The organism is Vitreoscilla stercoraria DSM 513 (genome assembly GCF_000382305.1).
In the GTDB taxonomy this organism is placed as follows: Bacteria; Pseudomonadota; Gammaproteobacteria; order Burkholderiales; family Neisseriaceae; genus Vitreoscilla; species Vitreoscilla stercoraria.
Map to the genome: position 1 here is coordinate 105,003 of NZ_KB908021.1, position 26,035 is coordinate 131,037.

Genomic DNA, 26,035 nt, shown 5'->3' on the forward strand with positions numbered 1-26,035 from the left:
CTTTGAGTGAAAACTTGAGTTTGGGTACTTAATTTTTGTAGCGTGGATCTATTTTCAATTGTTTTTGTAATTCAGGTTCAAATGCAGCAATCCAAGTATTGTCTTTGGCAGCATTCAAAATCAAAGAACAAACCAAATTAAAATCATCAGCACTCAATTCTGTTAGATTGATTTCTTCCAACACCTCAAATTCAAATTCAGCCCGTTTAAACCATTCAGCGCCCAATTGTTTAGACATAGGCTCTTTAATGGCATCAAATACAGCATGCGCAGCTGGACCATTCAACTCCAAGCAATCGAAGTTATCATTCGGAGTAATGTATAAAAAACCAATCATGGTTGTCTTTCAAATATCAAACGCAATTTAGAACGTAAATTATCGCTTAACTCTAACACATAATTCATTATTTTAACTTGATTAATGGTATTCAGTTGTCGCATGTCCAAAGCCAAAATATCAGCTTTATCCAGATGTCTCAAAATTTGTTTTTTTTGTTTTTCCCAAGCCTGAGATGATTTTGATAAGGATTTGTTCAACTCAGCAACTTGGTAAGCATTATTAGCATCCAACGTGTACATGAGTTCTAACGTTAACCAATCTTCTTTTGGCAATGTCTTATCAACAATCATAAAATCAGGTGTCGGTAGTGTTTGATTGGTAGTATTGATGCTTTTAAGCAAGTCAAATCTTACCAATTCATCCCCAACTTGCTCTTGCCACAGTGCCGCAAAAATAGCCTCAGAAAGCTTTTCTTTGCCATCCAATGGGTCAATCAATAAGCGTTGTACCAAACTCTGATTAATCAAATCATCAACCAACCGTTCTACCTTAACTGTATTCAGTGCGTTAAAATTAACGCGATTTTGTAAGTATTCTTCAAGTTGATTTTCTAATTGAAATAATGCATCCACACCATGCTTCTCACCAAACAAGGCTTCTAATGCACCCAAGCGGTCACCGTGGTTGTGGGCAAAGCTTGGTGTGATGTTGGCAGGGATGTTGACCACTTCACCAGAACGTGGATTCACAAACTCGGTCATGGTCACTTCAGGTTCTTCGGTGATGCCTTCACGTTCGGCTTGGCGGCGGGTCAATTGGCTGACTGTACACAAACAGCCATAGCCATTGGGCGGGTAAATCTGTGACCACAACTCATGATCCACAGGCAAAATCAGATTGTAATAAGGCTTGTGGGCATCTCGTGGATTGCCTGCTGCACTTGGGTTATAGCGCAAATAGGGCAAAGCCGCTTTATTGGTCTGAATGCGTGACCATTGGCCTGCGGCAAAGGAAGTGGCCATATTGGTTTGAAAAATGGTTTCCAAGCGGCGTGTGCTGCCCAATTGCACAATCTTCGCTTGTCCATCCAGTGGATCGAGCATGATTTGCTCACCCCACCAACCTTGGCTCATTAAATACGGTTTTAAACGCTGTTTAAACGTATTGAAATCGGTGCCATTTTGCAAAGCGTCCTGTAAAGCCGTTTTGGTCTCAGCCAATAAATCCGCATCCATCATCTTGGCTACTGTAAATGCCACCGCATGTTCATGCAGCCACACATCATAGTGGCTGAAGCCTGGTAACAATTTTTTGCTTTGTAAAAACTGCAATGCTGTCTTGTCTACCAAACCCAATGGATTTAATTCAATTTCATCCATTATTGGCCTCGCTGCCTTTGACCCATTCATGCACACCATCACCTAAGACACGCTGAATGATGACGGCATCGCCTTGGCTCAAATCCAAAGCACCTAGCTTGCTTTCAAATTCGGCATAGCTATCAGAGGCTTCTAACGCAGACAACAGCGCATCTATTTTGGGCTTGGTAAACACATTCAATGGCAAATGGTTGACCACAGGCTCAGACTTCAGATTGGACAGCTTGGCTGACAATTGCGCCTGTACCGCTTGCGATTCAGCCAAAGTAAAATGGCTTTCTTCCAAACCCAATACATCAATGAAATAGTCTTTGGTCAATTGCAAGCCTGCCGCTTCACAATACTTGGCATCTCGTTCAGCACGCTTGACATCAATTTCCGACTCTTTGTTGAATTCAAACCATAAGCCTTTTGGCGCACTCAAGCTTTTGCCATAAGCTATATTCACCAACAGCAAGGCATCAATCATGTGTTGTACTGCCAAAGTCAACATGTACAAATAACCATCAATGCGATCGCCTTTGGTGGTTTCTTCGGTTTCTTGAGCGGCGCGGCTGCCATTTTCCAAATCAGAAGTTTTGACCTTACCCAATAAGGCTTTTTGAATGCGGGCATTGGCCATACGTTCTAAGCGCTGAAACGCTTGGCCATCGGCACTGTTTTGCAGCATTTCAATTTTGTCCTCACGGCTGATGGCAATCGCACCACCGGACAAAAAACTGTACAACTTGCTGACAAAACCATCGGTTTCGCCTTCAATGTGGCCAATCATATAAGGCTGTGCATAACGTTTGATGAATTGAGCGGCATACACAAAGCCTTGTTTGCGTATGGCCACCGCAGGATACAAACGTGCGCCTGCCATTTCACCGGCAGGATTTTGCGGCGTGGCTTGACTGGTAATGAGTGAATACAACACTTGTGTGTCCACCACTTGCTCGCCATTGTCGCTGTTGTATACCAATGCACCATCTGCACGCGGCAAATACTTGTCCAATTCACCGCGCTTGTCACTGATTTTAACGATGTTTAAAAAGCCATCGGCTTCAGGCTCATACAAATAACGCACCACTGCAAAACCATTGATTTTGGCAGTCAATACCGCTTCAACCAAATGCGGCAATTGTTTGCGCACCGTTTTCCACAACCGATTGACATCATCGTCACTGGCATCTTCACCCCACAAACGCCATGTTTTGGAGAGCATTGCCATGCGCAAGTCTTCACGACAAGATTCCACTTCATCGTCAGCCGTGATGGCATCAAAAGCTTGTTGGCGGCTGACACCCAAACGGGTCAACAATTGGTCGGTGCTTTCAGTGCTTTGGATAACACTGTCCAATAAGCCTTCTGTGGCATCTACCAATACTTTGGCAGTGGTGGCTATTTTTTTACGTTTAAACATGGTTTAAATTTCCATTACAGGACGCTTAAAAGAAAGGCAATACGGGTTCAGGAATGACAATTGGACGGGCATTGCTGCTGGCCACGCCTGTGGTGGCCATCATCCACAACATTTGCAAGGCATCAGGACCATCATCGTGGTCGGCCATAGGGAAATGACGCAATTGGTCGATTAATACCGTTTGTGAAGCGTGCAAACGAATCAAGCCATTGCTCATGTGTGGCTGTATGCTTTCAATGCGCAAGGTTTTGTCTGCGGTTGGCTTGATGCCACGAGCGGGTACAGGAATGCCCAATTGAGCGGAGCGTTTGACCAATTCGTCTTTTAAAAACTCTTGAAACTGCACCGTTTCCACACCCCACAGCAAACACTTGTATTCACGCTGCAAAGCAATCACATCGGAAATGATTTTGTCAGGCAAGCGTTTCTGAATCTTGGCTTCCACCACATCCAACACACCACGCCTGCGGCTGTAACCACCGACTAACAATGCCGATGGGTCACGTCCTTTGCCTGCTTTGCCTAATGATGGGTCACAAGCGCCATAAAAAAGCCAATCATCGGCATGGTGTACCCAATATTGAATGGCATTGGCAAACGGTGCGTTATCCCCTGCCACAGGATCATTTTGGTACTCAGAATCAAACGTATCATGGCCATCACGAGCGCGGATTTTCATCAATGCCAACACACCACGGGCTGCCCAAGAGGTGATAGCGCCTTCATCCATGACTGCTTTATGGCGTTGGTAAAACGCATCTGCAACTGCTTCGGCATCTTCCAATGAGCTATTGCGAAAGATTTCTTCCCACTGTTCCCACAAACTCATATTGGTTGGCCATTGAATCATGGCTTTGAGTTTGAGACGTTTCCAGAACGGATTTTTCAGAACACGGCTTAAAACAGAGTCGTAATGCAAGATGGTACCAATGTAAATCACATCGTATTTGCTGCCCACACCGCCCAAAGGCAAAATGGTTTTTTTGACCCAAGCATCGGTTTTGTCTCGTTGTTCAGGGCTGCGGACTTGTTCGTCATTCTCAATGTCATCCAAAATGGTCAAGTCAGGTCGATAAGGACCATGGCGCAAACCACGTAACTTTTTGCCACTGCCTGCCACTTGGACTTTGATGTCATTGACCGTCACAATCGTCCCTGCTTGCCACACACGGCCACCACCCACAGCTTCAGGAAAATCCCCCATTAAACGTGGGTTAAACTCCAATTCGGCTTTGATGGCTTCAAGCATAGGGTAGGCTTGGTCTATGCTGTCCATCACAATCACAATGAAATGCTTTTGGGCGGTGATGATGTTCCAAAGACTGAATAACTGCGTGACCAAAGTTGATTTGGCTTCACCACGAGGAGCGGCAATCGCATCGTTTTCGCTGTTGCTAGAGGCAACGATTTCAGGCAATCTCTTGAAAAGGTGTTCATGCAATTGGGATTTCTCCGCATGACGAACATAATGCGGAAAATAGGTGTTCACAAAATACTCATAGCCATGCACAGAGTCCAACACTTTGGCACGCCGTTCTGTCATCGCCTTGGGTGATGGATCAAAGCCATCCACCTCAGCTTCAATGGTGCGGCGAAGCTGGGCGGCATAGTCGGCTAAGGATTGGATAAATTCTTTGTTTTTCATTTTCAACATAAAATCGCCTTAAATTTTCAAAGGAGCCATACCATCCATGAAATTGAATCGTGAATTACAAAATATTGTTCTATTAGAACTCACATCTAAATTCCCTCAATCACCTGACAATTCAATTTTTAATACTTGGATTAGTGAGTACGGTAAAGAGGAGGTGATTGGTAATCTTCTATACTTAGAAATGCACCAACTAATTACAATTAAGCCCATTCCACGAGCATTTGAGGATAAAATTCCCCAACTTGTTTGGTCTAGCTGCCAGCCCACTGCCAGAGCTTTCGATTTTCTTGCAGATGATGGTGGTCTTTCTGCTGTACTTGGTGTTGTGACCGTTAAACTTCATGCTGATACCATTAAAGACTTGCTCCAACTGCGCATTATGGACAACCCTCATCTTTCTGAAGCAGAGAAAACCACTTGGATTGAACGCATCAAGGCATTAAGCGAATCATCTCTTGAACATTTAACTCTAAAAGGTTTGGATTATGCTTTGGAGCACGGTCAAGAAGGCATTGAGTGGCTCGGTAGACTGCTTGGTTCTTGACCGTATCGATATATTCAAACTCAATCCAACCACTACCAATTGGTAAGCTGATATTTTGTGGTGGTAAATGAATCGGGTTGATGCCCAGCATCAAAACCATTTTTTCAGCTTGCGGCTCTAACCAAAATTGGACATTTTGATTTACAAAGTCAAATAAACCTTCCATCACCCAAACTCCTTCTGAATCACCGCCCCAAACGGCTCTAAAATCTCAGCAAATGCAGGCAAATGTTTGGGATGGTGGGTTTGGATGAAGTCCCCCAATTTTTGTACCACCGTCAAAGCCGTGGCCAATTGATTGGTTTCAGGCAAAACCTTCTTACTGGCTGCTGTGGTTTTGTTAAAAGCATCTGCAAGGCTTGTCAGCAATTCCACTTTTTTGGCCGCAGGCAATTCACTGGTATGTAGCTCTTGAATGGTTGCGTTGTATTGCAATAAAAACCCACTCAAAATCGCCCGTCCCAAGTCTTCCATGGAGTCGCCTGCCAACACATGAGCAGCTCTTACTTTGTCCCAATCATCGCCGCTGTCTTTGGCTTCCGACTTCCAACGCCTAGCAGTAGCAAACGATACACCGACATTCAAAGCCGCAATTTCTAAGCTGTATTGATCAAAAACGTAGGCTTGACGCAGCTTGGTACGGGTTTGTTTTGGATGTGCCATCAGAAGCCAATCTGTGCTTTGATAAAGGCAATGCCTGTGGCCACAAGACCGCCTGAAACTGCACCTGCCACACCACCTGCCACTGCACCGGCTTTTTTAGCATCTTTGTGGATTTGTTCTACCTTGCCATCCAAGACATCCAATTTACTGTTGATTTGCTGCAATAACTCCATGGCTTCTTTATCTTGGTTCATGGTTTGTCTGCTTTCCGGTCTAGTTTTTCGCTCATTTTTTCAATTTTGTTTTCGATGCGCTCTAAAGACTTCAAAAGTTGTTGATTGTCTTGCTGTGCATCGACTCGGGTTTTGTACTGCACCTGCATTTGGTTAATGGTTTTTTGCTGCTCATCAATTTGAGCAAACAAACGCTTGATGCTTAAACCAATGGCAGCAGCAGCCACAGACATCAAAATGCCAAATGCCATCTCAATGGTCATGATTGACCTCAAATTCTGTACAAATCACGATCAATTTGGTGTAACCATTGACCACTTCACCGTCTTTTTCAATAACGGCAATTTGCTCATTGGTGTCGTTGTGACAATAATATTGCTCATAATTGGCCAAAGCATTTTTAACGGCTTCAGCCGTTACATTGGTCACAATAATGGCTTTTAAATCGTGATTAAAACGTACACAAACGCTTTGTATGCCTTGCGTCATTAAGTCATCAGCCACTTGTAAAACCCAAGGTAATTGCTGCACAGTCAAGCTGACATCCATGTATTTGGCTTCAAGTTGAGCATGAAGCTGATTGAGCAACTGATGAAGCAAACCGCTCATGCCAAGCGTTTTCATTCTTTGGACTCCTGTTTGTTTTCTTCAATGCTTTGCTTAGATGCAATCCAACGACGTCCCAAAGCATAGCCACCGACCAAACCCAAATAAGCCATCCAAATGTCCACCGATGGTTCAGGAATGTGAATGAATTTCCATGTGGCAGTGGCACAAGCGACCGATGCCCAAATTTTGGTATGGCTCGGTGCGCCTGTTACCTCATTGCCTGCCAAGGCTTTTAAAAGGGATTTAAACCAGTTTTTCATGGCTTTTTTGCCTTTCTGCGCTTCTTGGCCAAACGCTTGGCAGCAGCCACACCGCTATGGCGATTACGGTTGATTGGGTAAGAATGGCAATAAATACGACTTGGTTTTAAAGAAGTCGCTTTAGGCAGCCACCGTGCTAAATAAGCCAATAATCCTTTAATCATTGGCCACTCCAATCAACACCTGAGCCACCGCACGGGCAATCAGCCATTTTTTGGCATACCAAATCGCCAACTCATCATCATTGCTGATGAAAAACAGCTCTAAAATAATGCCGCCATTGCTAACATAAGCAAGACGGTGGTGAAAACCTGCATTTTCAGGTTTCCAACCTTTGTCACCACGCAAAGGAATCGCCATTTCATCGGCAACGGCTTTGCACAGCTTCTGACTGATGGTTTTGTGGTTGCTGCTCGCCAAAGCTTCCACGCCTGTTGCACGCTTATCGCTGACAGAGTTGCAATGAAATTCAACCGCCACCGCAGAGTTTTTAATCAAGGTCACCGCTTGGCTCAAAGACAAATTTCGTTTGCCCTCACCATCGGTACGCACTTCAACTCCTGCTGTTTTCAAATAATGCGCCACCATATTGCGCATGTCGGCGGCAATATCAGCTTCACGACTCAAACCATTGCACGCACCAGGATCTGTATTGCTGTGACCGGCTGTGATGGTGATGACGTTTTTCATACAGACTCCTAATATACTGACACAAGACTAAACATGCCTTGATTGTCTATTTGTTCTGCATTAAACGTGTTTAGTCTTGTGTCAGTACGTGCATGAAAAAAGCTCCCACTTGGGGAGCAAAAGAAGCTGTAAAAGAAATTCAAAACAAAGGTTGTTGGCATTCACTTGTATCAAATTGCATATCAGGCATTTTCATGATGCGCCAAATGGTTCTTTCAACCAATTTATGAGACAAAGCCAAATTACGCACTGCCAATTCAGCAGTCATGTGATTATTGCGTGTCAACTCATCAAACTCTTGGCGGATTTTGCGATTGCGTAATTCAAGCAAAATCTTATCGCACTTTGGAATCCACAGCTTACGTTGAGCAGCAAAGGCAATTTCAACTTTTTGGGTGTTGGCTTCCCCAATGACCTCTGACAAAGCTGCATGTAACATTTTACCCGCTTTGGTAATGTTCTTGCCTAAAGGGAAATGAGTGCCTGGATAATGTTCAATCAATTTATGGGTATGCTCCCAACCAATAATCAAAATCAGCTCTTTGGCAGAGTCTGGCAACAAATGCGACAAGCCAAAAAAGGCATCTTGTTCAATCTCAAGCATCTGCTTTCTCCTGTCGGTTGGCATGAATTTGCAATGCGGCCACCAATTTGTGCAATTGATTCATGTTCAACCATTGCACTTGTTTACGATTGAACATGCGCTCAGACATTGCTTCAGCATAACGCCAAGGTTTTTTACCATCTGCAAGCAATGCTTCAATTTTGTCTAATAACGGTTGCTTGTTTGCGGTTACAGATGGTTTTCGACCCCATTTACCGCTTGCTTGAAAACCATGTTCTTGCATGAGCACCAAAACAATTTCCAATTCTTCAATGGACATTTGTGATGCAGAACGTTTGTCTACAGCTTGCTCCAATAAATCACGGTAAGTTTCATCATCCAAACCCAATTGCTGCTGTGCAATTTTGACTTTGGCAATCAATTTTTTGCGTAATACATCGCCTTGCTTTTTTGTCATGACACATCCCCATAATTGAACTGAACATATTGATTTTAAATATTATAATTTCAGATTACAAATGGCGACTTATTTGACAAGTGTCAGTATTTATGCTTTGTGAATCAATGAAAAAGCCCCACTGCATGTGGGGCTTGAAGCGGCCTATATGGCCGTGAACTGTTTTAAAAACAGTTAAACCGTCGCTAAATCCAAATTAATCAACTCGTATTTGCCATCTTGATTGCGATGATAAAAGCGGACATATTCTTTACTGCTCAAAACCTGAATGCTGTCAGATAAAATGTTTATCGCCTGATGCCATTTTTCATGCTGAATATTCAAGCGACGCAAACCAAGTACCCGTCCTGTATTGATTTTTCCTTCTTTGGAAACATCGAAAGCCGCATTGACAATGATTTTCACATTGTCATCACTGTTTTGTGTCCACTCACTCAAACATTCATCAATCAACTGTTTGGCGGCCTGTAAACGTTCATCAAAATGCAAACTGTCTTGCATGGCAATCAACACACGGTATTGGCCGTCAAAGCTGGTGAGGGTCACATTGCCTTTTTTGCCGCCTAATTTCACATCGTATTCATTAGCCGACAATTCAATGAAAGCACGCACATCAGCAATCACAGCTTGCTTCAATTGTGCCAATTGATTTTGAATCGGCAATACTTTTGCCACCATTTCTTTGACCAAATCATCACGCGCCAAATCAATCGGTTTAATGGCTTCTACAGGTACCAATGCACCGCGTGCGTCTTGGCGGTAGTCTTGTAAATTCAATGCAGTTGTTGTCATGCTTGTTGCTCCTTTGTCATTTGAATCGCTTGTTCCAAAGCAGCTTTGCCATCATGGTTTGGAATGCGTTTCTTTTCTAAATTGTCTAAAATCTTTTGAATATTGAGTCTGCCTTCATCCAATTGCTGTTGGCTCATTTTGGCTTTGCCTAATAAAGGTGGTAATGGACGTGGTGGCAAAGCATTTAAAAACTGTTTAACGCTTGGCCATTTGTCACATTCCCAAACCAACTTGTCAAAAGCTGCTCTGATACGCTGCGTGTCTTGTTGTTCATTCCATGCAATCGGATAACGGGATACCGCATCCATCCAAACCGAAGCAGTGGCAGCAATCGCATCAGCAGGCGGCGAACCTGCCAAACGCAAAGCCATCAAGCGTTGTAAGCCTGTTAACACTTCATCGTTGATGAACATGGCCATTTCCTTTCATGCTTTCTAAAACCGCCAAACCACTCATGGTTTGGCTGGTTGGTTTATTCGATTGCATAGCAATGGATGTTGGTGTTGGCACTGATTTAATCTGTGCTGAAGTGCTCATGATTTCATACAAATAACCATGACTTTTAAGCGGTAAAGACAAGGCTTCACGACGCTCTAATACTGCACGTAAGCCATGAATCCAAAATTCTTTTGGTGCATCATGGCGCTGTCCATTGCGCTCAATAAAGCCTTCATCTATTTGTACATTCAGTTCTTGCAGTAGCTTGGCCATACGGTCAAAAGACAAAGCAGTTTTAACAGGGCGAAACAAACCCACGTACATCACCGCCAAACGTGTCAACTCATCGCCCATTTGTGCCAATGCCCATACTGCTTGGCGAGCGGCATCATGATTGACCAAAGCATCCAAACTGTTTTCAGCGCCACAACAAGGGCAACGGGTTTTCATAAAGCCCTCCCATATACTTTGTTTAACACCGTAAACACTTGCTCACTGTCTTTCGGATTTAACATCAAACCCCGACCTTCTAAATTTAGAATTAAAGAGCCATCGTTTAACATTCGGAATTTACAAGCACTTTGAAAAAAAGCTGGCATGACCTTAGGATCATAAAGCGCATTAATCACATTTTTTCCATGTACAGTGTCAGTGCATTCCACCATGTTGCCTTCAGGTTTAATTTCGGTATCAAATAAAGCAACTTCCTTTTTTTGATGACTCACACTGTCACCAAGAGCAAGCACACCGCGACTGACTGTATGGATTTGTTGCTTGTTTTTTAAGTTTTTAATGGCAGAATCAATTTGATGCAGTGGTACAAACTGCAATTTTTCTGCAATTTGGATACGAGTGGCCACACCGTTAAGGTCTTTCAGAATATTGATAACCAAGCTTTGCAGGCAAAATTCGGTTTTTAAAATCCAATATTTGACTGTCTTGTTGACGGTGCAAAACTCACTTTGCAATACATCATCATCTAGCTCATCTAGTAAATCAGTCACTTCATCTACGTTCAATTTGCAAGCGGCTGCAAGCTGTGTAACAGTCATTTTTTTAACCCACAACATTTGCTTAATTGGTTCTAAGTTTTGTTCATTTTTCATGAGTTTCTCCAATTTTTTCAGTCTTTTGCCCAAGCCTTAACTTTTTTCAATCGAGCTTGCCACTTTTGGTAGTTTTGCCAATGCAAGCCAATCATCTCTTGAGAATCATGGCGAATGGCCTCACGAGTGGTCACTTTCAAAATTGGCACATGGCGCATTTCATAGTCCAAAGCTTTTTCAATCTGAGCCACTTGGCTCTGGTTGTACTGCATCGAACGTTCACAACACGCAATCAACAACAAAGCAAAAAACTGTTTCATGAATCAAGCTCCTTTGGTTTCAATGGGCAACGTCTGCACGCTCTCCAATGCTGCATTTTGGGTGGGCTGTGGGTCGGTGCGCGACCCAAGGCAAAAGTCCGACAATCATTCAATACCATTTTGGCTTCTAAGTAAGGGCATTCCACAATCATGTACATTTCAATGACACGCTTAATAACATTGTCAATGTTGCCTTGGTATTTCCCTGAAAGCACTAAACTGACAACTGCTGGACTGTATTCAAGTTTTTTAGCCACTTTAGCGATGGAACTTTTAGCTACTTCGGCTCTTAAAACCTCAAGCCACTCTTGATTATCCTCATTCACAATCTGGTACCTCCCGCATGACAATTTCGTCGATGTTTGGGTCGTAAATTTCTTTGACTCTCAAAACCTGTGGCGGCTTAGGACCTGTGTTTTTAACCAAACGATAAGAGTTGGTTTTTTCATCAATCCATGCCACATAACCTGCGCGTCTTAAGCTGTACAAATAGGCTTGAACCGTTGCTTCATTCGTTAAGTGGGCAACATGAGATGCCAATTCAGAACGATTGAATGATTTCAAGATGCGTATGCTGCGCCAAATGGCTTCATTCACACCGCTTTGTGTCATCAAAGTACCGTCTTTGTGAAAACGAGGTGCTTCAATGCCCACATCTTTGCAAATCACCCATGCTTCAGCATTTTTATCGAGCCTTTTATCCAATTGCCCCACTTTTTTGGTGGTTTTGGTCAAAATGCCGGCATTCACACAAAAGCGTAAATATTTGCCATCCACCAAAGAGTTGTGTTCCAACTCCAACTCTCTGGCAATGTCAACACGGGTCAACGGGTTTTGCTTATTGGCACGAAATAAGTCCCACATACGTGCACGAATGGTTAATTTTGGTTTGGTCAAAGTCGTCGCTTGCATTATTTCAAGCTCCGTTTTGGTGCTTCACCTTGATACAATTTGCTCCGATCCAAATCATCAAAACCCATTGCTGCTAAGCCACGAATGTTCGCGTCTTCAAATAAATTCACTAAATTGACTGTGACACGACGTACCGAACCATGCGAAATAGCCACCAACATCTCTAAAACAGCAGTGTCCAACTCCAAATCAGGCGCATAAATATTGGCCAACAAACGCGCATCAGACAAAGACACAGGCTGTGCCGGTACCCAGCGCAATACCCGTCCATGAAAACGCTCAAAACGCTTTAATTTGTTGGGTAACATTTCTTCACCAACGAGCATCACTGGTGCTTGTGAACCCTCGTAAATGTCACGAATCAATTCCACCATGCCTGATTTGGAAACCGCATGATCCGCTTCATCAATAATCAAAGGGCGTTGGCTTGCGGCCAATTGCTCACAAACAGAATCCAGCAAATTAGGAACGGTATTGGCAACAGGAATGCTCATTTCAATGCACACTTTTTCAAGCAAGGTTTTCTTGCTCCAAGCCGAACGCATTTGCACGTAATAAGCACGTGTGGCATTGGCCACAGCCACTACAGTTGTGGTTTTTCCGAAACCACTTGGACCATAGTAAACCCCCAAGCCTGGCAAGCCTTCCTGACGTTCAACCAGAGCTTCCATAGCCACCGAAACCAAATTCAAGTTGTTTATATTTGCGATTTTCATTACAATTCCCTAAGTTTTTGATTGGGTGCGCTTACACTCAATCTATTAAAAAACGTTTTCTGTATTGCCTAACACTGCATTAAAACGGGTTTAAATCTCCTTTCATGAACTTTGTTGGCGTTTTACCAATGCCTTGAATTCGTGACTTCTTGGGTAGCTTGCTACCCATTTTTGTGCTGCCTGTGGCAAATCTGTTTTGTCTTTCAAACGTTCATACAAAGCAAAGCGTTCAGCAGGTTCACTTGGCACACTCCAAACTGCTTCTAAAGTCACTTCTTCAACAATCGGTGGCACAATTTCTGCCTCAATCACTGCCTCTTTTTGAGATTTTTGCAACATGCGCAAACGGGCTTGTTCACCACGTTCTGCCAACGAAGCCATGTCAATCGGCATACCGCCCAAATTCACAGTAGATTGATGCTCGATAACGTGAAATGATTTTGCTGCCAAAACGTTTTGTTTTTTCACTTCCAAACGCTTCACTTGCATGTCTATGCGCTTGTCTTTGCTTTGTTCTAAGAAAGACACAGCCACATAAGACGTTGAATTGGCATTCCACTGTGCTTTACAAATCAAGCGGCCGATATCGTCATAAACCCAAACGTGTTCAGCATCATGAATGTCATAAGCCACACGAACACTGTCACCGTGGTATTCCTCTAAAGCCATACTGAAATAACGGTTATTGCGCAAAAACACTTGACCACGCTGTACCACACGCATGACTTGTGGCATGAACAACAGGTGTTTTTCGTCCTCTTGGATACGGACAATCTTGGCTCCTTCCTCCACCTTTAACGCCCAAAATTCATTCGGTGTCATGTGACGCTTGGTGTTTTCCACATCCAAGATTTTTGGCAAAGAGCGGTGAGGGCGGTTGTTGTATTGCTCAACATGCCATTCACAAAATGCCGTGAACTCAGCCCAATCCATTAACATGTTTGGACTCAATGATTGGATGTTGGCCAATGCTGGTACACCTTTCAAATTCACGCCTTTTTTTACCAATTGACGGGACGCTTTGTGAACACTTTGAGCCGCTTGCCTGTGCATCTTTGCACCCATATAAGTCTGTAGGCTTTGTGCAGCTTTCACCCAAACAGTCTGATGCAAACGCTCAATCACACCACGCGCTTGTGAGTTGTAGGCAATCGAATGGTGCATGGTCATGCCCAAACGCCCCATCAATCCGGTAGCGTCATCGGTCATCATGGCGTTTTTGTAACCGCCGCCATTGTCGACATAAAAAATCGCTGCAATACCATTGCTTTCACACGCATGACTGATGGCAGACAACACCGCCAAACCACTTTCAGCCAAATCCACACTCCAACCCACGATTTTGCGTGTGGCCACATCGGCAATGGTGGTGATTTCAGGACGAAACGGTCTACCCGCATCAGGATGCAAGACTTCTGCATCAAAAGTGTGACCATCTGCGGTATAGATGTCGGTTGGGTTCATGTGCAAGAAGTCACGCACCTTATAAGGTTTGATATTCTTGATTTCACGGCTGCCCATACGTCCTTTTTCACGACTGACATTGCCCAACTTCTTCAATAAATATTTCGCTTGATTGAAAGTTGGTAGCTTTTCCAATGGAGCAATTTGTTGCCATTCGTTTAAAAACAGCTCATAAGCAGCAACCACGCTTGGTTTTTGTGGCTGTTGGTAATACTTCAGGAATACGGGTGCCCATTTTGGTAATTCAAAATTGGCCACAGGAATTGCTGGTACCAACTTTTGTTCATCACGTGCTGCAAACCAACGTTTAATCGTGCGTACTGTTGGCAGTTGTGTGGTTGCACCACGTTTGTCCAATGCCAATTCAAACATTTTGCTCAAATGTTCATAACCTGCGAGTTTGGCTTGGGTCAAAACAGTTTGCATGGCCACCTCTTTGGTCACATTAGCTTGTTCCATCACGTCTTCAATGGCTTTCAGGACGCCTTTACGAGCAGCAGCCACTTGGCGCTGGCGATCGGTTAAGCTGTTTTCATCCATTTTTCCAAACAAATCGTTTTGAACAGCAGGCAAAGGTTTTACCTGAGCGTCCTGTAATAAATCACCAACTTGTTTTTGACGTATGGCTTCCTGTATTGCTTGTGGTAAGCCATTAAAAGGAAAAACTTTTCTTTTACCTCCTCGGGCTCTAGCTGTTATTTGCTCATAAGGCCAATTATCACGTTTGGCAATATGTTCAATTGCTTGCTTAGTTTTTGGTAAAATTGTCAATTTCATCTCTGTTAATTCAGTAGAAGAAAAATGTTTTTTACTCATGGCAAATTCCTCTTAATAAATAATCTTTTGAGGAGTCATAGTTACTTTTCTCACCATTAATTCCTATTTATGATGCGTTTATCGTTGCTATGGCTTATCATTAAGCAATCACTGCCTGCATCTGAATATGTGCCTTGAAATTGCGTTTTTCATAACGTTCAGGCCATATCTCTTCAGGATTTAAATCCAAAGCAGCAGCAATAATTCGTTCTCCTTTTGGGTACGGAACACGTAAAGCATTTTTTAAAGTATCGGGATGGCAACCATTCGCAACGGATAAAGCGCGAAGAGTTAATCCCTTTTTGTTTAGTGCTGCTTTGATGTCAGCACTGTGCCAATCGGCTTTCACTTCATTGTTAGCTGGTTTTTTTTGCATAGTAATTTACCTGTCAGGGTTATCTTGTCGGATTACCTGTCTGGAATATTACTAAACAAAACGCTTAAAGTAAATGATTTGTTTAGTCAAAAATCTAACTATATTGTAACGGTTTTTGCTAAATATTTGATTTATATGCGCATATTTTTAAAACTATCATATAAATATTTGTTTAGTCATTTGTTTAGTCACTACATGTCTAAACAAATGTATAGGTTGAAAATGACTACATTCAAAGACCGTGTTTTAAGTCTATGGCCAGATAAAACCGTAGCTAAGATTTCAGAAATGATTGGAATAAGTCACATGGGATTGTCACGAGTGTTTAGAGAGGGAACTTTGCCAAAAGCAGATACCTTACTAAATATTCATAATCAAAGCGGTTGTGATTTAAAATGGTTAATGACTGGAGAAGGCTCTCCATATTTAAACATGCCTAATGAAAACGAAAAATCAGAGCAAGTAATTGAAATAAAACAAAAAAATAATTCATTAAACACACAAGATATCAATGATGTTTGCGGAAATCCTGTCAACATAGAAGATTTTGTCTTTGTACCACGCTATGACATTCAGGCTTCTGCCGGCAATGGCTATCTGAACGCATGTGACAAAATCAAATGCACCATGGCCTTTCGCAAGGCATGGGTGGAGGACAGCCTGAACGTCAATCCAAACGATTTGGTCGTCATCAGCGTCAAAGGTGACAGCATGGAAGGCGTTTTGAATGAGCGGGATGTGATTTTGGTCGATAAAGCCCAAAATCAGCCTGGCAATGGCTTATATGTGGTTAGAATTGGTAATGATTTAATTGTGAAGCGTATCCAATCCTTACCGGGTGGCAAATTGTTGGTAACCTCAGCAAATGAAGCCTATGCACCGTTTGAGCTTGATTTGGCACAGGATTACAACGACATTTCCATCATTGGTAAGGTGTTATGGTTTGGACGATCTATTTAACCACTGTTTAAAACAATTTTTAACCGGTCATTAAATCCGGTTTTAAATGCAAAAAAGCGAGCGGATGATTAATCCAGCTCGCTTTTTGTTTAAGGTGTGACAAAACGATTGCACTATTGCTTAGTTTTTGCTCATTTTTGGCTAATTTTTTGCAATTTCTAAATTCTACCTATTTTTGCCTCAAACCCTTATCTGCTCTAGCTTTCAAACAAATTTTAGCTCTCTACTCTCTGTGACAAAACGAACACCTCCCCACAAATACCTCAATACTTTTCAAAACAGACATAATGGCTTTCTATGTGGATTGCTAACTTTAAATTAGGATAGAACTAATTTTTTGATAATTTATCACAATAATTTTTTATTTAATAATCATAAAAATTAACCAAGAGGAGGCATTATGAAAGTTTTATTAGTCGGCGCAACAGGTATTTTAGGTTCTGGTTTGCAACAACATTTTCAAAAACTTGATTTAGAATTGATTTCAGCAAGCCGAACATCGGGTGATTTTAATGTGGACTTAAAAAGCGATGATTCCGTCAGAAAATTATTCAATGATATTGGTAAAATAGATGCGATTGTTTCTGCGATTGGTAAAGTGCATTTTGGCGAATTGGCAACGATGACTGCAGATGAATTTAATATTGGTTTGCAAGATAAGCTTTTGGGACAAATTCGACTGGCTTTAATTGGCAAAGATTATCTTCATGACAAAGGGTCGATTACATTAACCACTGGAATTATTGGTTCTGAACCGATTGCATTGGGCGTGAATGCAACCGCTGTCAATGTTGCTATTGAAGGTTTTGTGAAAGCAGCAGCTTTGGAAATGCCAAATGGTATTCGTAATTCATCACCACGGGATTGAACGCGGCAACCAAAGCATGAGGCAGGGTAATGGCTACCAATAATAGCAAGGAAACCATGGCAGCAATGTTTAAATAATGCAGCAATTTATGCTGCCAAAATAAAAACAACACGCCTAAAACAATTTCAGCAACACCGCCAATTTGCGCGCCTAAATGTGCGATTTGTGTGTTAAATCCTAGAGATTCCCAGATGGCGATTTCGTCACTGCTGGTAAATAAAAGTTTTGGGAAAATACCTTGGTATAACCACAAAAATCCTAATACACAGTGTATCCATTTAAGCATCTTTGATGCAAGCATCTGAGTCGTTCCTCAAACAATGTAATTTAATCATAATAACGGGCATCTCATGTGCGGATGGACTTGTGCTTGGGAAGTCGTATTTTGAATGTTTTGATACTGCATCATGGGAGCGGCTGCTGCAAAAAAAATGAGGATTCTTGGTGAATATGAGAGTGCTGGATGAAAACTCATACTTACGCAATATACACCTCCTCTTTGCCAGCATATATTGGGAGCAAGAATCCATTGATATTTTAATTGGATAGAGTCAAATGTCAATTTCAAATTCAAGTGACCAAGAAAGATATTGAAAATTTCTTTGCAAAAACGAGAACTTAATATTTGACAATGCCATATTTAATATATACTATGTATATACTTTTTTGCCAATACACACTTTAATTTTCAGGATTCAAACTATGGAAGACTCCAATAAAAAAACTAAAGTGCGCAAAAAAGACAGCCAGCTCTTAATTCGAATCAATGGTGAAGAACGTGATCAGTTTATTCAATTGTGTGAGCAATTGGATACTACCGCAGCCAGAGAGTTAAGAAAGTTTATCCGAGAATTTATGAAAAACCATAAAGTTTCAGATTAATTAAAACAGGAGTAAGGTTATGTCCGTATTGAAAAAGTTAGAAAAGAAAATCAAATCTCGTAAAACTAAAATTGCCAAGCATGAAGGCAAGTTGGCAAAGTTGAAAAAACAACTGCAAAAAGCCAAATAAGTTTGCAGATGGATGGTTAAAAATAACCCACTATTAAAGTAGTGGGTTTTTGTTTGTTTGATGGTTGCGATCAATTTGCTTATAGGTGGCGTTTAAGACTGTTTGATGAATGGATGGTTGAGCCGTGCGTCTGGTGGCGTCCTGTAAATAGTGACAGGACGCTTTTGAAGTTAACAATATTCATTTGTCCAATACCATATTTAAAAAGATTAAATTTGGTATTGGACAAATGCAATGAGATGACTTTATTGAAGCGTTTTCACATTTTTATCCACTTTTAAGGTATGGCTCTCATGAAAAATATGGGGCTTGCCCAATCATATCTTGCCCGATAATTGCAATGATCATGCAATTATCGGGCAAATTGCTTTTTAGCTAACTGTTTTTGTCAACGTCATCAAGAGTACATTGGCTGACCTGAAATTCATTGAGACTCGATATCAATATTTTAGGAGTTCTTTTTTGCTTTTCAAAATAAAAAACCATCAAGATGAAACATAACAGATTCAGCCAATCTACGAGGACAGAAACTTTGAAACAACCAATGACCGCATGGATACCATTATGGATTTTATTGGCAGTGTCTTATACTGCGCAGGGTCAAGAATCCAACAATGTGGATACTACACAAGCTGTAAATAATACATTGATTGGAGAAAATCCTTTTTTTTCGGATGCCAAAGTGTCGGTTTTGAATCGACATTATTATTTTAATCGTGATTTTCGTGATGGTGGTGCTAATCCATCGGGTACCAATCAATTTATTCCCATCAATCAACGCCATGGTTATCGTGATGAATGGGCTCATGGTTTGGTCGTAGACGCTCAATCTGGTTATACATCGGGGGTGGTGGGCTTGGGTGTGGATGCACAAGCATTAATAGGTATTCGTTTAGACAGCTCTGGTGCCAAAACAGGTACTGGTTTGATTCCGGTGGGAAAAGATGGACAACCGAGCGACACATGGAGTGAAGTCAGCGGTGCTGTCAAAGCCAAAGTGGGTGAAACAGTGGTCAAATACGGTACGCAAATGCCCAATACACCCGTATTGTCGGTACACAATGCCCGTTTACTGCCTGCGACAAGCAATGGCGTGTCGTTGGAGAGTAACGATATTGATCAATTGAACCTACAAGCGGGTTGGTTTACACATGTCAATGCCATCGACAGCACCAATCACGATGACCGTTTTAATACTGAATATGGTTTGGGTATCCACGCCAAACGGGCGGGTTATTTGGGTGCAACATACAAATTCACCCCCGATACCCAAGCCAGCGCGTATTACGGTCAATTGAAAGACGTATGGCATCAATATTATTTGCAAGGCAATCACACGTGGCGTTTGAATCATGGTCAGTTTTTGAAAGTCAATGGCGTGGGTTATTGGAATCGATCAACGGGTCAAGCGCTCGCGGGCGACATTGACAGTCGATTATTGGGAGCGAATGTCACTTATGGCAATGCGTTGCATTCGATTACAGCGGGTTATCAGCAAGTGTTTGGTGATGAACCTTTGGATGTGGTGGGTTTTCGTACCATAGGTGGCAATGCCAATTTTGCCAATGCAGGCAACGTGGCCATTTTCAATGAAGCCAATGAAAAATCATGGCAGCTGCGCTATGACTTGAATTTCAAAACCTTGGGTGTGCCGGGATTGACTTTTACAGGACGCTATATCAAAGGTTTTGATATGGACAATCGTGACAGCCAAAACGCGATGTATCGAAACGCTTTGCGTGGCTACACCTACAAAGACGGTGACAGCCATTGGGAGCGAGATTTGGAATTGCGGTATGAATTTCAACATGGCAAAGCCAAAGGCTTGAATTTGCGTATTCGCCAAGCGACTTTGCGTGGCTCAGCAGGCTATCGTTATGGCAATATGGATGAAATTCGCGTCATTGTAGAATATCCTTGGTCTTTATAGACAATAATGTCGTGTCAGTTAAGCAAGCGTCCTGTAAAGTTTACAGGACGCTTTGGTGTATGAGTGTAGCGATTATAAAAAATGGCGCAATTGCTTGGCGACTTCTTGCATCGGCATCAAACTGCGATGCATCACTTCTTCAATGGTGTATTGTTCTTTGCGAGCCACTGTATTTAAGCCTGCTATGACTTTGCCTGTTGAATCAAACACCGGGATTGAAAAACCAATAAAGCCCACTTCATGTTCTTCTACTGCCAAAGCCCAACCTTGATCGTGTACTTCACGTAAATTTTCTTTGAATTGTTCTATATCGGTGATGGTGTATTTGGTCAAACGACTGAATTCTGATTTAGACAGCCACTCGTTTAATTCAGCCTCAGGCATATGAGCCAAAATGACTTTGCCATTGGACGCGGTATGGGCTGGAATGCGGTTGCCATTGTGAATGCCATAAGGCAAAACGCGGTTTTTTTCAGCACTGGCCAAATAGCTGCATGCCAAAGTAATGACATCACTTTGGTCTAAAATCACTACTGCATGGCACATGCTGGTTTGTGCTGACAATGAATGCAGCAGTGGCTCTGCAATTTTGGGTAAATGAGCAGAACGCAAATAAGCACCTGAAAACTTCATCACCCGTGGCGTGAGCCAGAAAAAAGTACCATCTGTGTCCAAATAACCTAAATATTTTAAGGTTTTTAAGTGTCGTCTGACGGCTGTTCGAGTCAATGAGGTTTTTTCTGCGACTTGTGTGACATTTAAACGTTGGCGGTCATAGCCAAAACATTCCAATATTTCCAAGCCCTTGGCCAAACCTGCAATAAAGTCATCGTGGCGAATGGTTTCGTGAGTATGCTTATGTTTTAATTCCATATTTCTCATCTGTGATTTTCCTATATTGATTTTTTTATATTTATTTTGGTGGCGCTATGCACGATATCGGCAACAAATGTGCGGATATCGGACAGCCAATGATAACTGCATGTTGGTTTGTTGTGATGATTTACTTAGTATCTACACAGATGACAATGAATGCTTGAATCTGAGCTTTTTTAGCTTAAGTATTACAGCATTCTTTAAAAATCAGTAATGGGTTATAACAGTTATAAGAAAACAGCATCATCGAGCCAGATGGTGCATTCATTGGAGAATAGGCATGCGATTGAATCAAAAAGTAGCGATTATTACAGGTGCAGGTGCGGGTATGGGACAAGCGGAAGCCATTGGGTTTGCCCAACAAGGTGCCAAAGTGGTGGTGGCTGATATGAATCTAGAAGCTGCAACAGCGACGGTTGAAGCCATTCAAGCCGAAGGCGGTGATGCCATTGCGGTTGTGGTGGATGTGACCCAATTTGAAGATTTACAACAATTGGTGGATACCACGGTAAAAACTTATGGTCGTATTGATATATTGGTCAATAATGCGGGCATTTTTGATTATTACACCAACAGTTTGGAAACTTCTGAAGAGTTGTGGGACAAAATTTTTGCGGTGAATGTGAAATCTATTTACCAATTGAGCAATTTGGTATTGCCACACATGTTAGAGCGCCAACAAGGTGCCATTGTGAACATTTCTTCGGTGGCGGGCATTGTGGCGCAAATGGGCGGCGCTGCTTATACCGCTTCCAAACACGCTGTTTCTGGCTACACCAAACATTTGGCGGCAATTTATGGCAAAGAGGGCATTAAAATTAATGCTATTTGTCCAGGCACCATTCGCACACCTATGACGGCTAAAATGTTGGAAACCCGACCAACGAATAAAATTCCATTGGATCGATTTGGTGAAGCACATGAAGTGGTGGATTTGGCGATTTTCTTGGCCTCAGATGAAGCCAAATTTATGAATGGTGCTTTGGTGCCGATTGATGGTGGTTATACCATGGTCTAGATCTCTTCTGTCATTGATGGCAGTTTTGCCACTACTTCGGTAGTGGTTTTTTTATGCTTTGAATCAGCCTGATTTCAGGCGGTCTGTAACCATATTGACAGCGTGTTTGGTCATTTTTTGAATATGTTTTGCAATAACTGAAAAAATGAGCTGGATGTTGGATGCCAATCATCCCAATCACAGAATGTGCGAACTGGGTAACACCCATCCGAATATCGGATTTATTTGATTGTGCTCACCTATGAAAAGTGGTGTTGCTATTTTAATCTGTTTTGACCTTGTTTTGATGAGGTTGGAAGTGATGTTTGGCACTTTGACGATATCTTTCTAAGCTTCATGGAGCCTGCTTTGATGGCAAGTTTGTGTATTGCTAGCAAAGTATTGTGTTATGGCAATACAGCATTTGAATGAGAAACCCAATTACAAAATAAAACCGCTTAGGCGAGTAGAGGAGAAATCATGGCAATCAAATTAAATGGTGCAACGCGTTTGTATTATGTGGTGGGAGATCCGATTGCACAAGTGAAGTCCCCGCAAGGTGTGACCGAATGGATGCAACAACAAGGCTTTAATGGCGCATGTATTCCTGCTCACGTGGCACCGAGTGACTTGGAAGACTTTGTAAAGCATGTCAAAACAGTACAAAACATTGATGGGGTGATTGTGACGGTGCCACACAAAATTGCTTACAAAAATTGGTGCGATACGGTGTCTGAAGAAGCCGCATTTTTAGGAGCGGTCAACACCATACGCAAAACTGAAAACGGTTGGCATGGCGATATGTTTGATGGGCAAGGCTATGTGACGGCCATTTTGAAAAAAGGCGGTGAACTTCAAGACAAAAATGTGTTGTTGGCAGGCGCAGGGGGTGCAGGCAGTGCGATTGCTTATTCATTGCTTAAAGCAGGGGTGACCAAATTGGCGATTCATGAACAAGATGTTCATCGCCGTGATGACTTGATTTTGCGTTTGCAAAGCCTGAATTTGGCCGAAGTCGTTGTCGGTAGCGAGGACCCAAGTGGTTTTGATGTGGTGATCAATGCCACGCCAACTGGTATTAAAGCAGGCGATGCGTTGCCATTTCAAGTGGACAAATTGCAATCTGGCATGTTCGCAGGCGATGTGATTACCCAGCCTGAAGTGTCGCCCTTTATTGAAGCGGCGCGCGCTATTGGTTGTAACAATATGATTGGTTTGGACATGTTTGCAGAAGTGCGCGATTTGATGGTGCAATTTTTGTTGCAGCAAGAAGAGGCCAATATATGAACCGTTCTTTCTCGTTGTCATTTTTGACCATACAAGAAGCCAGTGCTGTGGAGGCGGTGAACATTGCCGCTCAGGCAGGTTACGATTTTGTGGGTTTGCGATTGTTGCCTGCTGCCGCAGGTGAGCCACATTATCCCATTTATGATGATGCAAGCGTCCTGAAAGAAGTGCAAGCGGCATTAAAAGACACAGGCATTAAAGTGTCTGATGTGGAAATTGTGCGTTTGAAAGACAACTATGCCGATGAAACATTTAAGCCATTTTTGGAACGTGCTCAAGCTTTGGGAGCGGCGCATATTTTGGTTGCAGGGGACGATACCGATACAGGACGCTTAAAAGACCATTATGCTCAGTTTTGTGCTTTGGCCGCATCACATCAATTGACCGCTGACTTGGAATTCATGCCGTGGACTGCGGTGAAAAATTTAGCGCAAGCGCGTGAAATAGTCGAGTACAGCCAAGCTGACAATGCTGGCATCTTGATTGATGCTTTGCATCTGGCTCGCTCCAATAGCGCTTTGGTAGAAGTGACCGCTTTGCCTAATCAATACATTCATTATATTCAGTTGTGTGATGCTTTGGCTCAATACGATGCCAGCGATGAGGGTTTGATGTCTGTGGCGCGTACAGGTCGCTTATTGCCCGGCAATGGTCAATTGGATTTGCTGGGTTTGGTGCAAGCCATTGACCCAAGCAAAACCATAGGTTTGGAAATTCCCAATGCGCAATTGCTGCAGCAATACTCTGCTTTAGAGCGAGCACAAATGGCGATTCATCAGGCGCGAATGTTGTTAACCGAATCGACGATAGGGGCATCATGATGGTAACCGCCCTGAATTCACCAATGCCGCAAGAGGTTGATGTGATTGTGATTGGCTCAGGTGCCAGCGGTTTGGCAGCAGCAGTGACCGCAGCTCATGCGGGTTTAAAAGTGTTGGTGGCAGAAAAAACCAATGTTTTGGGTGGCACCAGTGCTTACTCAGGCGGTTGGTTGTGGATTCCATTTGCGCCACATGCCCAAGGTCAAAACACAGGTGACAACGAAGCTGATGTCACAGCTTATTTGCAAGCGGTTTTGGGTGAACGTTATCAAAAAGACATGTTGTCGCATTACTTGGCAGAAGCGCCGAAAATGTTGGCATTTTTTGAACAACATACTGCGGTCAAATTTTTGCCAGGCAATGCAGTGCCTGATTTTTTTGGTGAGTTGTCAGGTGCGAAAAACGGTTGGCGTTCGGTGGTCGCAGCGCCATATGATGCGCGCCAATTGGGTCAAAATTTGGCTTGGTTGCGTCGTCCTATTTATGAAACCACATTGTGGGGTATGGGTATCGCCTCTGGTGCGGACATGAAGCATTTTCTTAACAGCTTTCGTTCGGTGAAGTCGTTTTACTATGTCGGCAAACGTTTGGGTCAATATGGGCAGGATTGGCTGCGGCATGGTCGCAGTCAGCAATTGGTCAATGGCAACGCTTTGGTGGCACGTTTATTGGAATCGGCTTTGCGTGTGAATGTGCGGTTTTTACGCAATGCTCAAGCGTGTGCCATCGAGGCATTACAGGACGGCTTATCTCAAACTGTTAGATTTCAAACGCCACAAGGGCAAGTCACTGTTCGCGCTCGCAAAGCTGTGGTGTTGGCCGCAGGTGGCTTTGCGCATGATAAGGCGCGCCAAGCGCAATTGTTTAAGCATGTGAAAAATGGCACGCCGCACCATTCTGCTGCGCCACTGAGCAATACTGGAGACAGTTTGCGTTTGGGTGAAATCAGAGGTGGCAGTGTCGATGACACTCAAGCTGCAGCAGGTGCTTGGGCTCCGGTTTCTTTGGTACCACAGGCAGATGGCAGTTGGGGACGTTTTCCGCATTTGGTCGAGCGAGGCAAACCTGGTTTGATTGCGGTCAATGCACAAGGCAAACGTTTTACCAATGAAAGCGGACCGTATCACACTTTTATCCAAGACATGTTGGCAGCGATTGAGCCTCATCAGCGTGCAGTGGCATGGTTGGTTTGTGACCATGTCTTTATCCGTCGATATGGTTTGGGCGCGGTGAAACCATTCCCACTTTCACTAAAACCTTGGTTGCAAAACGGTTATTTAAAGCGTGCGAACAGCTTGAGCGAGTTTGGCGCACCAATGTGGCATAGAGTCCATGCAATTTGAAGCGACTATGCGCACTTATAACCAGCATGCGCAATTTGGTCAAGATCCAGAGTTTGGGCGTGGTAGTAATTTGTATCAACGTGCACAAGGTGATGCCTCGGTTGGCCCTAATCCTTGTTTGGCAAGCATTGCTCAAGGTCCTTTTTATGCTGTGGAAATTGTCCCTGGCAGTTTGGGGACGTTTGCTGGTTTGAAAACCAATCAATATGCACAAGTTTTAGATATTCAAGGTCGTGCGATTCAAGGTTTATATGCGGTGGGTAATGACATGAACAGTGTGATGGGTGGGCATTATCCCAGTGGTGGGATTACTTTAGGACCGGGAATGACATTTGGCTTTGTGGCGGCAAATCACATTGTAGCCCAAGCTTAAGGATAAAAA

General features: G+C 42.9%; 35 protein-coding genes. 10 read left to right on the forward strand and 25 right to left on the reverse strand.

Features of this window, described 5'->3' with window-relative positions; all coding sequences use genetic code 11:
• Positions 1-28 precede the first annotated feature (28 nt).
• Genes H150_RS0104165 through terL form a run of 4 tightly spaced genes read right to left on the reverse strand, consistent with a single transcriptional unit; the run spans position 29 to position 4,709 of the window.
• Positions 29-337, reverse strand: coding sequence for a hypothetical protein (locus tag H150_RS0104165; RefSeq protein ID WP_019957794.1), 309 nt, complete (start codon positions 335-337; stop codon positions 29-31).
• The gene (locus H150_RS0104170) at positions 334-1,659 is read right to left on the reverse strand and encodes a phage minor head protein (protein ID WP_019957795.1); all 1,326 of its coding nucleotides are present in this window, start codon (positions 1,657-1,659) and stop codon (positions 334-336) included. The genes H150_RS0104165 and H150_RS0104170 overlap by 4 nt, the downstream gene beginning before the upstream one ends.
• Positions 1,652-3,064 (reverse strand): phage portal protein family protein, encoded by a 1,413-nt coding sequence (locus H150_RS0104175; protein ID WP_019957796.1) that lies wholly within the window; start codon positions 3,062-3,064, stop codon positions 1,652-1,654. Before H150_RS0104175 ends, H150_RS0104170 begins: the two co-directional genes overlap by 8 nt.
• 25 nt (positions 3,065-3,089) lie before the next feature.
• The gene (gene terL, locus H150_RS13700) at positions 3,090-4,709 is read right to left on the reverse strand and encodes a phage terminase large subunit (protein WP_051082987.1); all 1,620 of its coding nucleotides are present in this window, start codon (positions 4,707-4,709) and stop codon (positions 3,090-3,092) included.
• 46 nt (positions 4,710-4,755) lie between these two features.
• Between terL and H150_RS14715 the strand changes: the two genes are divergently transcribed.
• A complete protein-coding gene (locus H150_RS14715) occupies positions 4,756-5,262 on the forward strand; it encodes a hypothetical protein (protein WP_019957798.1) in 507 nt (168 codons plus the stop codon).
• 165 nt (positions 5,263-5,427) lie between these two features.
• Here H150_RS14715 and H150_RS0104190 read toward each other — a convergent pair whose 3' ends face one another.
• The 19 genes from H150_RS0104190 to H150_RS0104280 form a co-directional block, all read right to left on the reverse strand.
• A complete protein-coding gene (locus tag H150_RS0104190; protein WP_019957799.1) occupies positions 5,428-5,925 on the reverse strand; it encodes a DUF1804 family protein in 498 nt (165 codons plus the stop codon).
• Positions 5,925-6,119, reverse strand: coding sequence for a hypothetical protein (locus tag H150_RS0104195; protein WP_019957800.1), 195 nt, complete (start codon positions 6,117-6,119; stop codon positions 5,925-5,927). The genes H150_RS0104190 and H150_RS0104195 overlap by 1 nt, the downstream gene beginning before the upstream one ends.
• The gene (locus H150_RS0104200) at positions 6,116-6,361 is read right to left on the reverse strand and encodes a hypothetical protein (RefSeq protein WP_019957801.1); all 246 of its coding nucleotides are present in this window, start codon (positions 6,359-6,361) and stop codon (positions 6,116-6,118) included. Before H150_RS0104200 ends, H150_RS0104195 begins: the two co-directional genes overlap by 4 nt.
• Positions 6,351-6,707 (reverse strand): hypothetical protein, encoded by a 357-nt coding sequence (locus H150_RS0104205; RefSeq protein WP_155970399.1) that lies wholly within the window; start codon positions 6,705-6,707, stop codon positions 6,351-6,353. The genes H150_RS0104200 and H150_RS0104205 overlap by 11 nt, the downstream gene beginning before the upstream one ends.
• An 11-nt stretch (positions 6,708-6,718) precedes the next feature.
• Entirely contained in the window at positions 6,719-6,967 is a 249-nt protein-coding gene (locus H150_RS0104210; protein ID WP_019957803.1) for a hypothetical protein, read from the reverse strand.
• The gene (locus H150_RS15080) at positions 6,964-7,131 is read right to left on the reverse strand and encodes a hypothetical protein (protein WP_019957804.1); all 168 of its coding nucleotides are present in this window, start codon (positions 7,129-7,131) and stop codon (positions 6,964-6,966) included. Before H150_RS15080 ends, H150_RS0104210 begins: the two co-directional genes overlap by 4 nt.
• Positions 7,124-7,657: an N-acetylmuramoyl-L-alanine amidase gene (locus H150_RS0104220; RefSeq protein ID WP_019957805.1), complete on the reverse strand. Its 534-nt coding sequence runs from the start codon at positions 7,655-7,657 to the stop codon at positions 7,124-7,126. The genes H150_RS15080 and H150_RS0104220 overlap by 8 nt, the downstream gene beginning before the upstream one ends.
• Before the next feature lie 139 nt (positions 7,658-7,796).
• Positions 7,797-8,261 (reverse strand): Mor transcription activator family protein, encoded by a 465-nt coding sequence (locus H150_RS0104225; protein WP_019957806.1) that lies wholly within the window; start codon positions 8,259-8,261, stop codon positions 7,797-7,799.
• Positions 8,254-8,679 (reverse strand): gp16 family protein, encoded by a 426-nt coding sequence (locus H150_RS0104230; RefSeq protein WP_019957807.1) that lies wholly within the window; start codon positions 8,677-8,679, stop codon positions 8,254-8,256. The genes H150_RS0104225 and H150_RS0104230 overlap by 8 nt, the downstream gene beginning before the upstream one ends.
• Before the next feature lie 174 nt (positions 8,680-8,853).
• Positions 8,854-9,471, reverse strand: coding sequence for a DUF3164 family protein (locus H150_RS0104235; protein ID WP_019957808.1), 618 nt, complete (start codon positions 9,469-9,471; stop codon positions 8,854-8,856).
• Positions 9,468-9,884, reverse strand: coding sequence for a hypothetical protein (locus H150_RS14720; protein ID WP_019957809.1), 417 nt, complete (start codon positions 9,882-9,884; stop codon positions 9,468-9,470). Before H150_RS14720 ends, H150_RS0104235 begins: the two co-directional genes overlap by 4 nt.
• Positions 9,868-10,359 carry a hypothetical protein gene (locus H150_RS0104245; RefSeq protein WP_019957810.1) on the reverse strand — a complete coding sequence of 164 codons (492 nt, stop codon included), beginning with the start codon at positions 10,357-10,359 and terminating at the stop codon, positions 9,868-9,870. The genes H150_RS14720 and H150_RS0104245 overlap by 17 nt, the downstream gene beginning before the upstream one ends.
• Entirely contained in the window at positions 10,356-11,015 is a 660-nt protein-coding gene (locus tag H150_RS0104250; protein ID WP_019957811.1) for a hypothetical protein, read from the reverse strand. Before H150_RS0104250 ends, H150_RS0104245 begins: the two co-directional genes overlap by 4 nt.
• Positions 11,016-11,032: 17 nt before the next feature.
• Entirely contained in the window at positions 11,033-11,275 is a 243-nt protein-coding gene (locus tag H150_RS0104255; protein WP_019957812.1) for a hypothetical protein, read from the reverse strand.
• Entirely contained in the window at positions 11,272-11,601 is a 330-nt protein-coding gene (locus H150_RS0104260; protein ID WP_019957813.1) for a hypothetical protein, read from the reverse strand. Before H150_RS0104260 ends, H150_RS0104255 begins: the two co-directional genes overlap by 4 nt.
• Entirely contained in the window at positions 11,594-12,187 is a 594-nt protein-coding gene (locus H150_RS0104265; protein ID WP_019957814.1) for an IclR family transcriptional regulator, read from the reverse strand. The genes H150_RS0104260 and H150_RS0104265 overlap by 8 nt, the downstream gene beginning before the upstream one ends.
• Complete coding sequence (locus tag H150_RS0104270) at positions 12,187-12,903, reverse strand: AAA family ATPase (RefSeq protein ID WP_019957815.1); 717 nt, start codon at positions 12,901-12,903, stop codon at positions 12,187-12,189. Before H150_RS0104270 ends, H150_RS0104265 begins: the two co-directional genes overlap by 1 nt.
• 102 nt (positions 12,904-13,005) lie before the next feature.
• A complete protein-coding gene (locus tag H150_RS13715; RefSeq protein ID WP_019957816.1) occupies positions 13,006-15,183 on the reverse strand; it encodes a Mu transposase C-terminal domain-containing protein in 2,178 nt (725 codons plus the stop codon).
• A 100-nt stretch (positions 15,184-15,283) separates the two neighbouring features.
• Positions 15,284-15,559, reverse strand: a complete 276-nt coding sequence (locus tag H150_RS0104280; protein ID WP_019957817.1) for a helix-turn-helix domain-containing protein — start codon at positions 15,557-15,559, stop codon at positions 15,284-15,286.
• Positions 15,560-15,781: 222 nt separating this feature from the next.
• Here H150_RS0104280 and H150_RS0104285 point away from each other — a divergent pair, with 222 nt between their 5' ends.
• Together H150_RS0104285 and H150_RS13720 are read left to right on the forward strand one after the other, a co-directional pair.
• Complete coding sequence (locus H150_RS0104285) at positions 15,782-16,519, forward strand: S24 family peptidase (RefSeq protein ID WP_026353464.1); 738 nt, start codon at positions 15,782-15,784, stop codon at positions 16,517-16,519.
• 400 nt (positions 16,520-16,919) lie between these two features.
• A complete protein-coding gene (locus H150_RS13720) occupies positions 16,920-17,387 on the forward strand; it encodes a short chain dehydrogenase (protein WP_019957819.1) in 468 nt (155 codons plus the stop codon).
• Here the strand turns inward: H150_RS13720 and H150_RS15415 are convergent.
• Positions 17,314-17,688, reverse strand: coding sequence for a DoxX-like family protein (locus H150_RS15415; protein WP_081619540.1), 375 nt, complete (start codon positions 17,686-17,688; stop codon positions 17,314-17,316). The two genes, H150_RS13720 and H150_RS15415, sit on opposite strands and share 74 nt — an antisense overlap.
• A 401-nt stretch (positions 17,689-18,089) precedes the next feature.
• Here H150_RS15415 and H150_RS0104295 point away from each other — a divergent pair, with 401 nt between their 5' ends.
• Complete coding sequence (locus H150_RS0104295) at positions 18,090-18,269, forward strand: hypothetical protein (protein WP_019957820.1); 180 nt, start codon at positions 18,090-18,092, stop codon at positions 18,267-18,269.
• A 662-nt stretch (positions 18,270-18,931) separates the two neighbouring features.
• Positions 18,932-20,329 (forward strand): OprD family porin, encoded by a 1,398-nt coding sequence (locus H150_RS0104305; RefSeq protein ID WP_169708865.1) that lies wholly within the window; start codon positions 18,932-18,934, stop codon positions 20,327-20,329.
• 72 nt (positions 20,330-20,401) lie between these two features.
• Here H150_RS0104305 and H150_RS0104310 read toward each other — a convergent pair whose 3' ends face one another.
• The gene (locus tag H150_RS0104310; protein WP_019957823.1) at positions 20,402-21,202 is read right to left on the reverse strand and encodes an IclR family transcriptional regulator domain-containing protein; all 801 of its coding nucleotides are present in this window, start codon (positions 21,200-21,202) and stop codon (positions 20,402-20,404) included.
• Positions 21,203-21,485: 283 nt separating this feature from the next.
• Between H150_RS0104310 and H150_RS0104315 the strand changes: the two genes are divergently transcribed.
• From H150_RS0104315 to H150_RS15380, 5 genes are all read left to right on the forward strand, one after another.
• Complete coding sequence (locus H150_RS0104315; protein ID WP_019957824.1) at positions 21,486-22,223, forward strand: SDR family NAD(P)-dependent oxidoreductase; 738 nt, start codon at positions 21,486-21,488, stop codon at positions 22,221-22,223.
• A 459-nt stretch (positions 22,224-22,682) separates the two neighbouring features.
• Positions 22,683-23,489 carry a shikimate dehydrogenase family protein gene (locus H150_RS0104320; protein ID WP_019957825.1) on the forward strand — a complete coding sequence of 269 codons (807 nt, stop codon included), beginning with the start codon at positions 22,683-22,685 and terminating at the stop codon, positions 23,487-23,489.
• Positions 23,486-24,310, forward strand: a complete 825-nt coding sequence (locus H150_RS0104325; protein ID WP_019957826.1) for a sugar phosphate isomerase/epimerase family protein — start codon at positions 23,486-23,488, stop codon at positions 24,308-24,310. The genes H150_RS0104320 and H150_RS0104325 overlap by 4 nt, the downstream gene beginning before the upstream one ends.
• A complete protein-coding gene (locus H150_RS13725) occupies positions 24,307-25,653 on the forward strand; it encodes an FAD-dependent oxidoreductase (protein WP_211206669.1) in 1,347 nt (448 codons plus the stop codon). The genes H150_RS0104325 and H150_RS13725 overlap by 4 nt, the downstream gene beginning before the upstream one ends.
• Positions 25,643-26,026 (forward strand): FAD-binding protein, encoded by a 384-nt coding sequence (locus H150_RS15380; RefSeq protein WP_019957827.1) that lies wholly within the window; start codon positions 25,643-25,645, stop codon positions 26,024-26,026. The genes H150_RS13725 and H150_RS15380 overlap by 11 nt, the downstream gene beginning before the upstream one ends.
• Positions 26,027-26,035 lie beyond the last annotated feature (9 nt).

Excerpts from the sequence above, each read along its gene's own strand:
- H150_RS0104200 (WP_019957801.1), bottom strand. The coding sequence starts at position 6,361 with ATGACCATTGAGATGGCATTTGGCATTTTGATGTCTGTGGCTGCTGCT.
- H150_RS0104165 (WP_019957794.1), bottom strand. The coding sequence starts at position 337 with ATGATTGGTTTTTTATACATTACTCCGAATGATAACTTCGATTGCTTG.
- H150_RS0104285 (WP_026353464.1), top strand. The coding sequence starts at position 15,782 with ATGACTACATTCAAAGACCGTGTTTTAAGTCTATGGCCAGATAAAACC.
- H150_RS0104245 (WP_019957810.1), bottom strand. The coding sequence starts at position 10,359 with ATGAAAACCCGTTGCCCTTGTTGTGGCGCTGAAAACAGTTTGGATGCT.
- H150_RS0104280 (WP_019957817.1), bottom strand. The coding sequence starts at position 15,559 with ATGCAAAAAAAACCAGCTAACAATGAAGTGAAAGCCGATTGGCACAGT.
- H150_RS15415 (WP_081619540.1), bottom strand. The coding sequence starts at position 17,688 with ATGCTTGCATCAAAGATGCTTAAATGGATACACTGTGTATTAGGATTT.
- H150_RS15080 (WP_019957804.1), bottom strand. The coding sequence starts at position 7,131 with ATGATTAAAGGATTATTGGCTTATTTAGCACGGTGGCTGCCTAAAGCG.
- H150_RS0104210 (WP_019957803.1), bottom strand. The coding sequence starts at position 6,967 with ATGAAAAACTGGTTTAAATCCCTTTTAAAAGCCTTGGCAGGCAATGAG.
- H150_RS0104235 (WP_019957808.1), bottom strand. The coding sequence starts at position 9,471 with ATGACAACAACTGCATTGAATTTACAAGACTACCGCCAAGACGCACGC.
- H150_RS13725 (WP_211206669.1), top strand. The coding sequence starts at position 24,307 with ATGATGGTAACCGCCCTGAATTCACCAATGCCGCAAGAGGTTGATGTG.
- H150_RS13715 (WP_019957816.1), bottom strand. The coding sequence starts at position 15,183 with ATGAGTAAAAAACATTTTTCTTCTACTGAATTAACAGAGATGAAATTG.
- H150_RS0104320 (WP_019957825.1), top strand. The coding sequence starts at position 22,683 with ATGGCAATCAAATTAAATGGTGCAACGCGTTTGTATTATGTGGTGGGA.
- H150_RS0104295 (WP_019957820.1), top strand. The coding sequence starts at position 18,090 with ATGGAAGACTCCAATAAAAAAACTAAAGTGCGCAAAAAAGACAGCCAG.
- H150_RS0104195 (WP_019957800.1), bottom strand. The coding sequence starts at position 6,119 with ATGAACCAAGATAAAGAAGCCATGGAGTTATTGCAGCAAATCAACAGT.
- H150_RS14720 (WP_019957809.1), bottom strand. The coding sequence starts at position 9,884 with ATGTTCATCAACGATGAAGTGTTAACAGGCTTACAACGCTTGATGGCT.
- H150_RS0104175 (WP_019957796.1), bottom strand. The coding sequence starts at position 3,064 with ATGTTTAAACGTAAAAAAATAGCCACCACTGCCAAAGTATTGGTAGAT.
- H150_RS13720 (WP_019957819.1), top strand. The coding sequence starts at position 16,920 with ATGAAAGTTTTATTAGTCGGCGCAACAGGTATTTTAGGTTCTGGTTTG.
- H150_RS0104250 (WP_019957811.1), bottom strand. The coding sequence starts at position 11,015 with ATGAAAAATGAACAAAACTTAGAACCAATTAAGCAAATGTTGTGGGTT.
- H150_RS0104205 (WP_155970399.1), bottom strand. The coding sequence starts at position 6,707 with ATGAGCGGTTTGCTTCATCAGTTGCTCAATCAGCTTCATGCTCAACTT.
- H150_RS0104255 (WP_019957812.1), bottom strand. The coding sequence starts at position 11,275 with ATGAAACAGTTTTTTGCTTTGTTGTTGATTGCGTGTTGTGAACGTTCG.
- H150_RS0104265 (WP_019957814.1), bottom strand. The coding sequence starts at position 12,187 with ATGCAAGCGACGACTTTGACCAAACCAAAATTAACCATTCGTGCACGT.
- H150_RS0104190 (WP_019957799.1), bottom strand. The coding sequence starts at position 5,925 with ATGGCACATCCAAAACAAACCCGTACCAAGCTGCGTCAAGCCTACGTT.
- H150_RS0104325 (WP_019957826.1), top strand. The coding sequence starts at position 23,486 with ATGAACCGTTCTTTCTCGTTGTCATTTTTGACCATACAAGAAGCCAGT.
- H150_RS0104270 (WP_019957815.1), bottom strand. The coding sequence starts at position 12,903 with ATGAAAATCGCAAATATAAACAACTTGAATTTGGTTTCGGTGGCTATG.
- H150_RS0104315 (WP_019957824.1), top strand. The coding sequence starts at position 21,486 with ATGCGATTGAATCAAAAAGTAGCGATTATTACAGGTGCAGGTGCGGGT.
- H150_RS0104220 (WP_019957805.1), bottom strand. The coding sequence starts at position 7,657 with ATGAAAAACGTCATCACCATCACAGCCGGTCACAGCAATACAGATCCT.
- H150_RS0104170 (WP_019957795.1), bottom strand. The coding sequence starts at position 1,659 with ATGGATGAAATTGAATTAAATCCATTGGGTTTGGTAGACAAGACAGCA.
- terL (WP_051082987.1), bottom strand. The coding sequence starts at position 4,709 with ATGAAAAACAAAGAATTTATCCAATCCTTAGCCGACTATGCCGCCCAG.
- H150_RS14715 (WP_019957798.1), top strand. The coding sequence starts at position 4,756 with ATGAAATTGAATCGTGAATTACAAAATATTGTTCTATTAGAACTCACA.
- H150_RS0104310 (WP_019957823.1), bottom strand. The coding sequence starts at position 21,202 with ATGGAATTAAAACATAAGCATACTCACGAAACCATTCGCCACGATGAC.
- H150_RS15380 (WP_019957827.1), top strand. The coding sequence starts at position 25,643 with ATGCAATTTGAAGCGACTATGCGCACTTATAACCAGCATGCGCAATTT.
- H150_RS0104230 (WP_019957807.1), bottom strand. The coding sequence starts at position 8,679 with ATGACAAAAAAGCAAGGCGATGTATTACGCAAAAAATTGATTGCCAAA.
- H150_RS0104225 (WP_019957806.1), bottom strand. The coding sequence starts at position 8,261 with ATGCTTGAGATTGAACAAGATGCCTTTTTTGGCTTGTCGCATTTGTTG.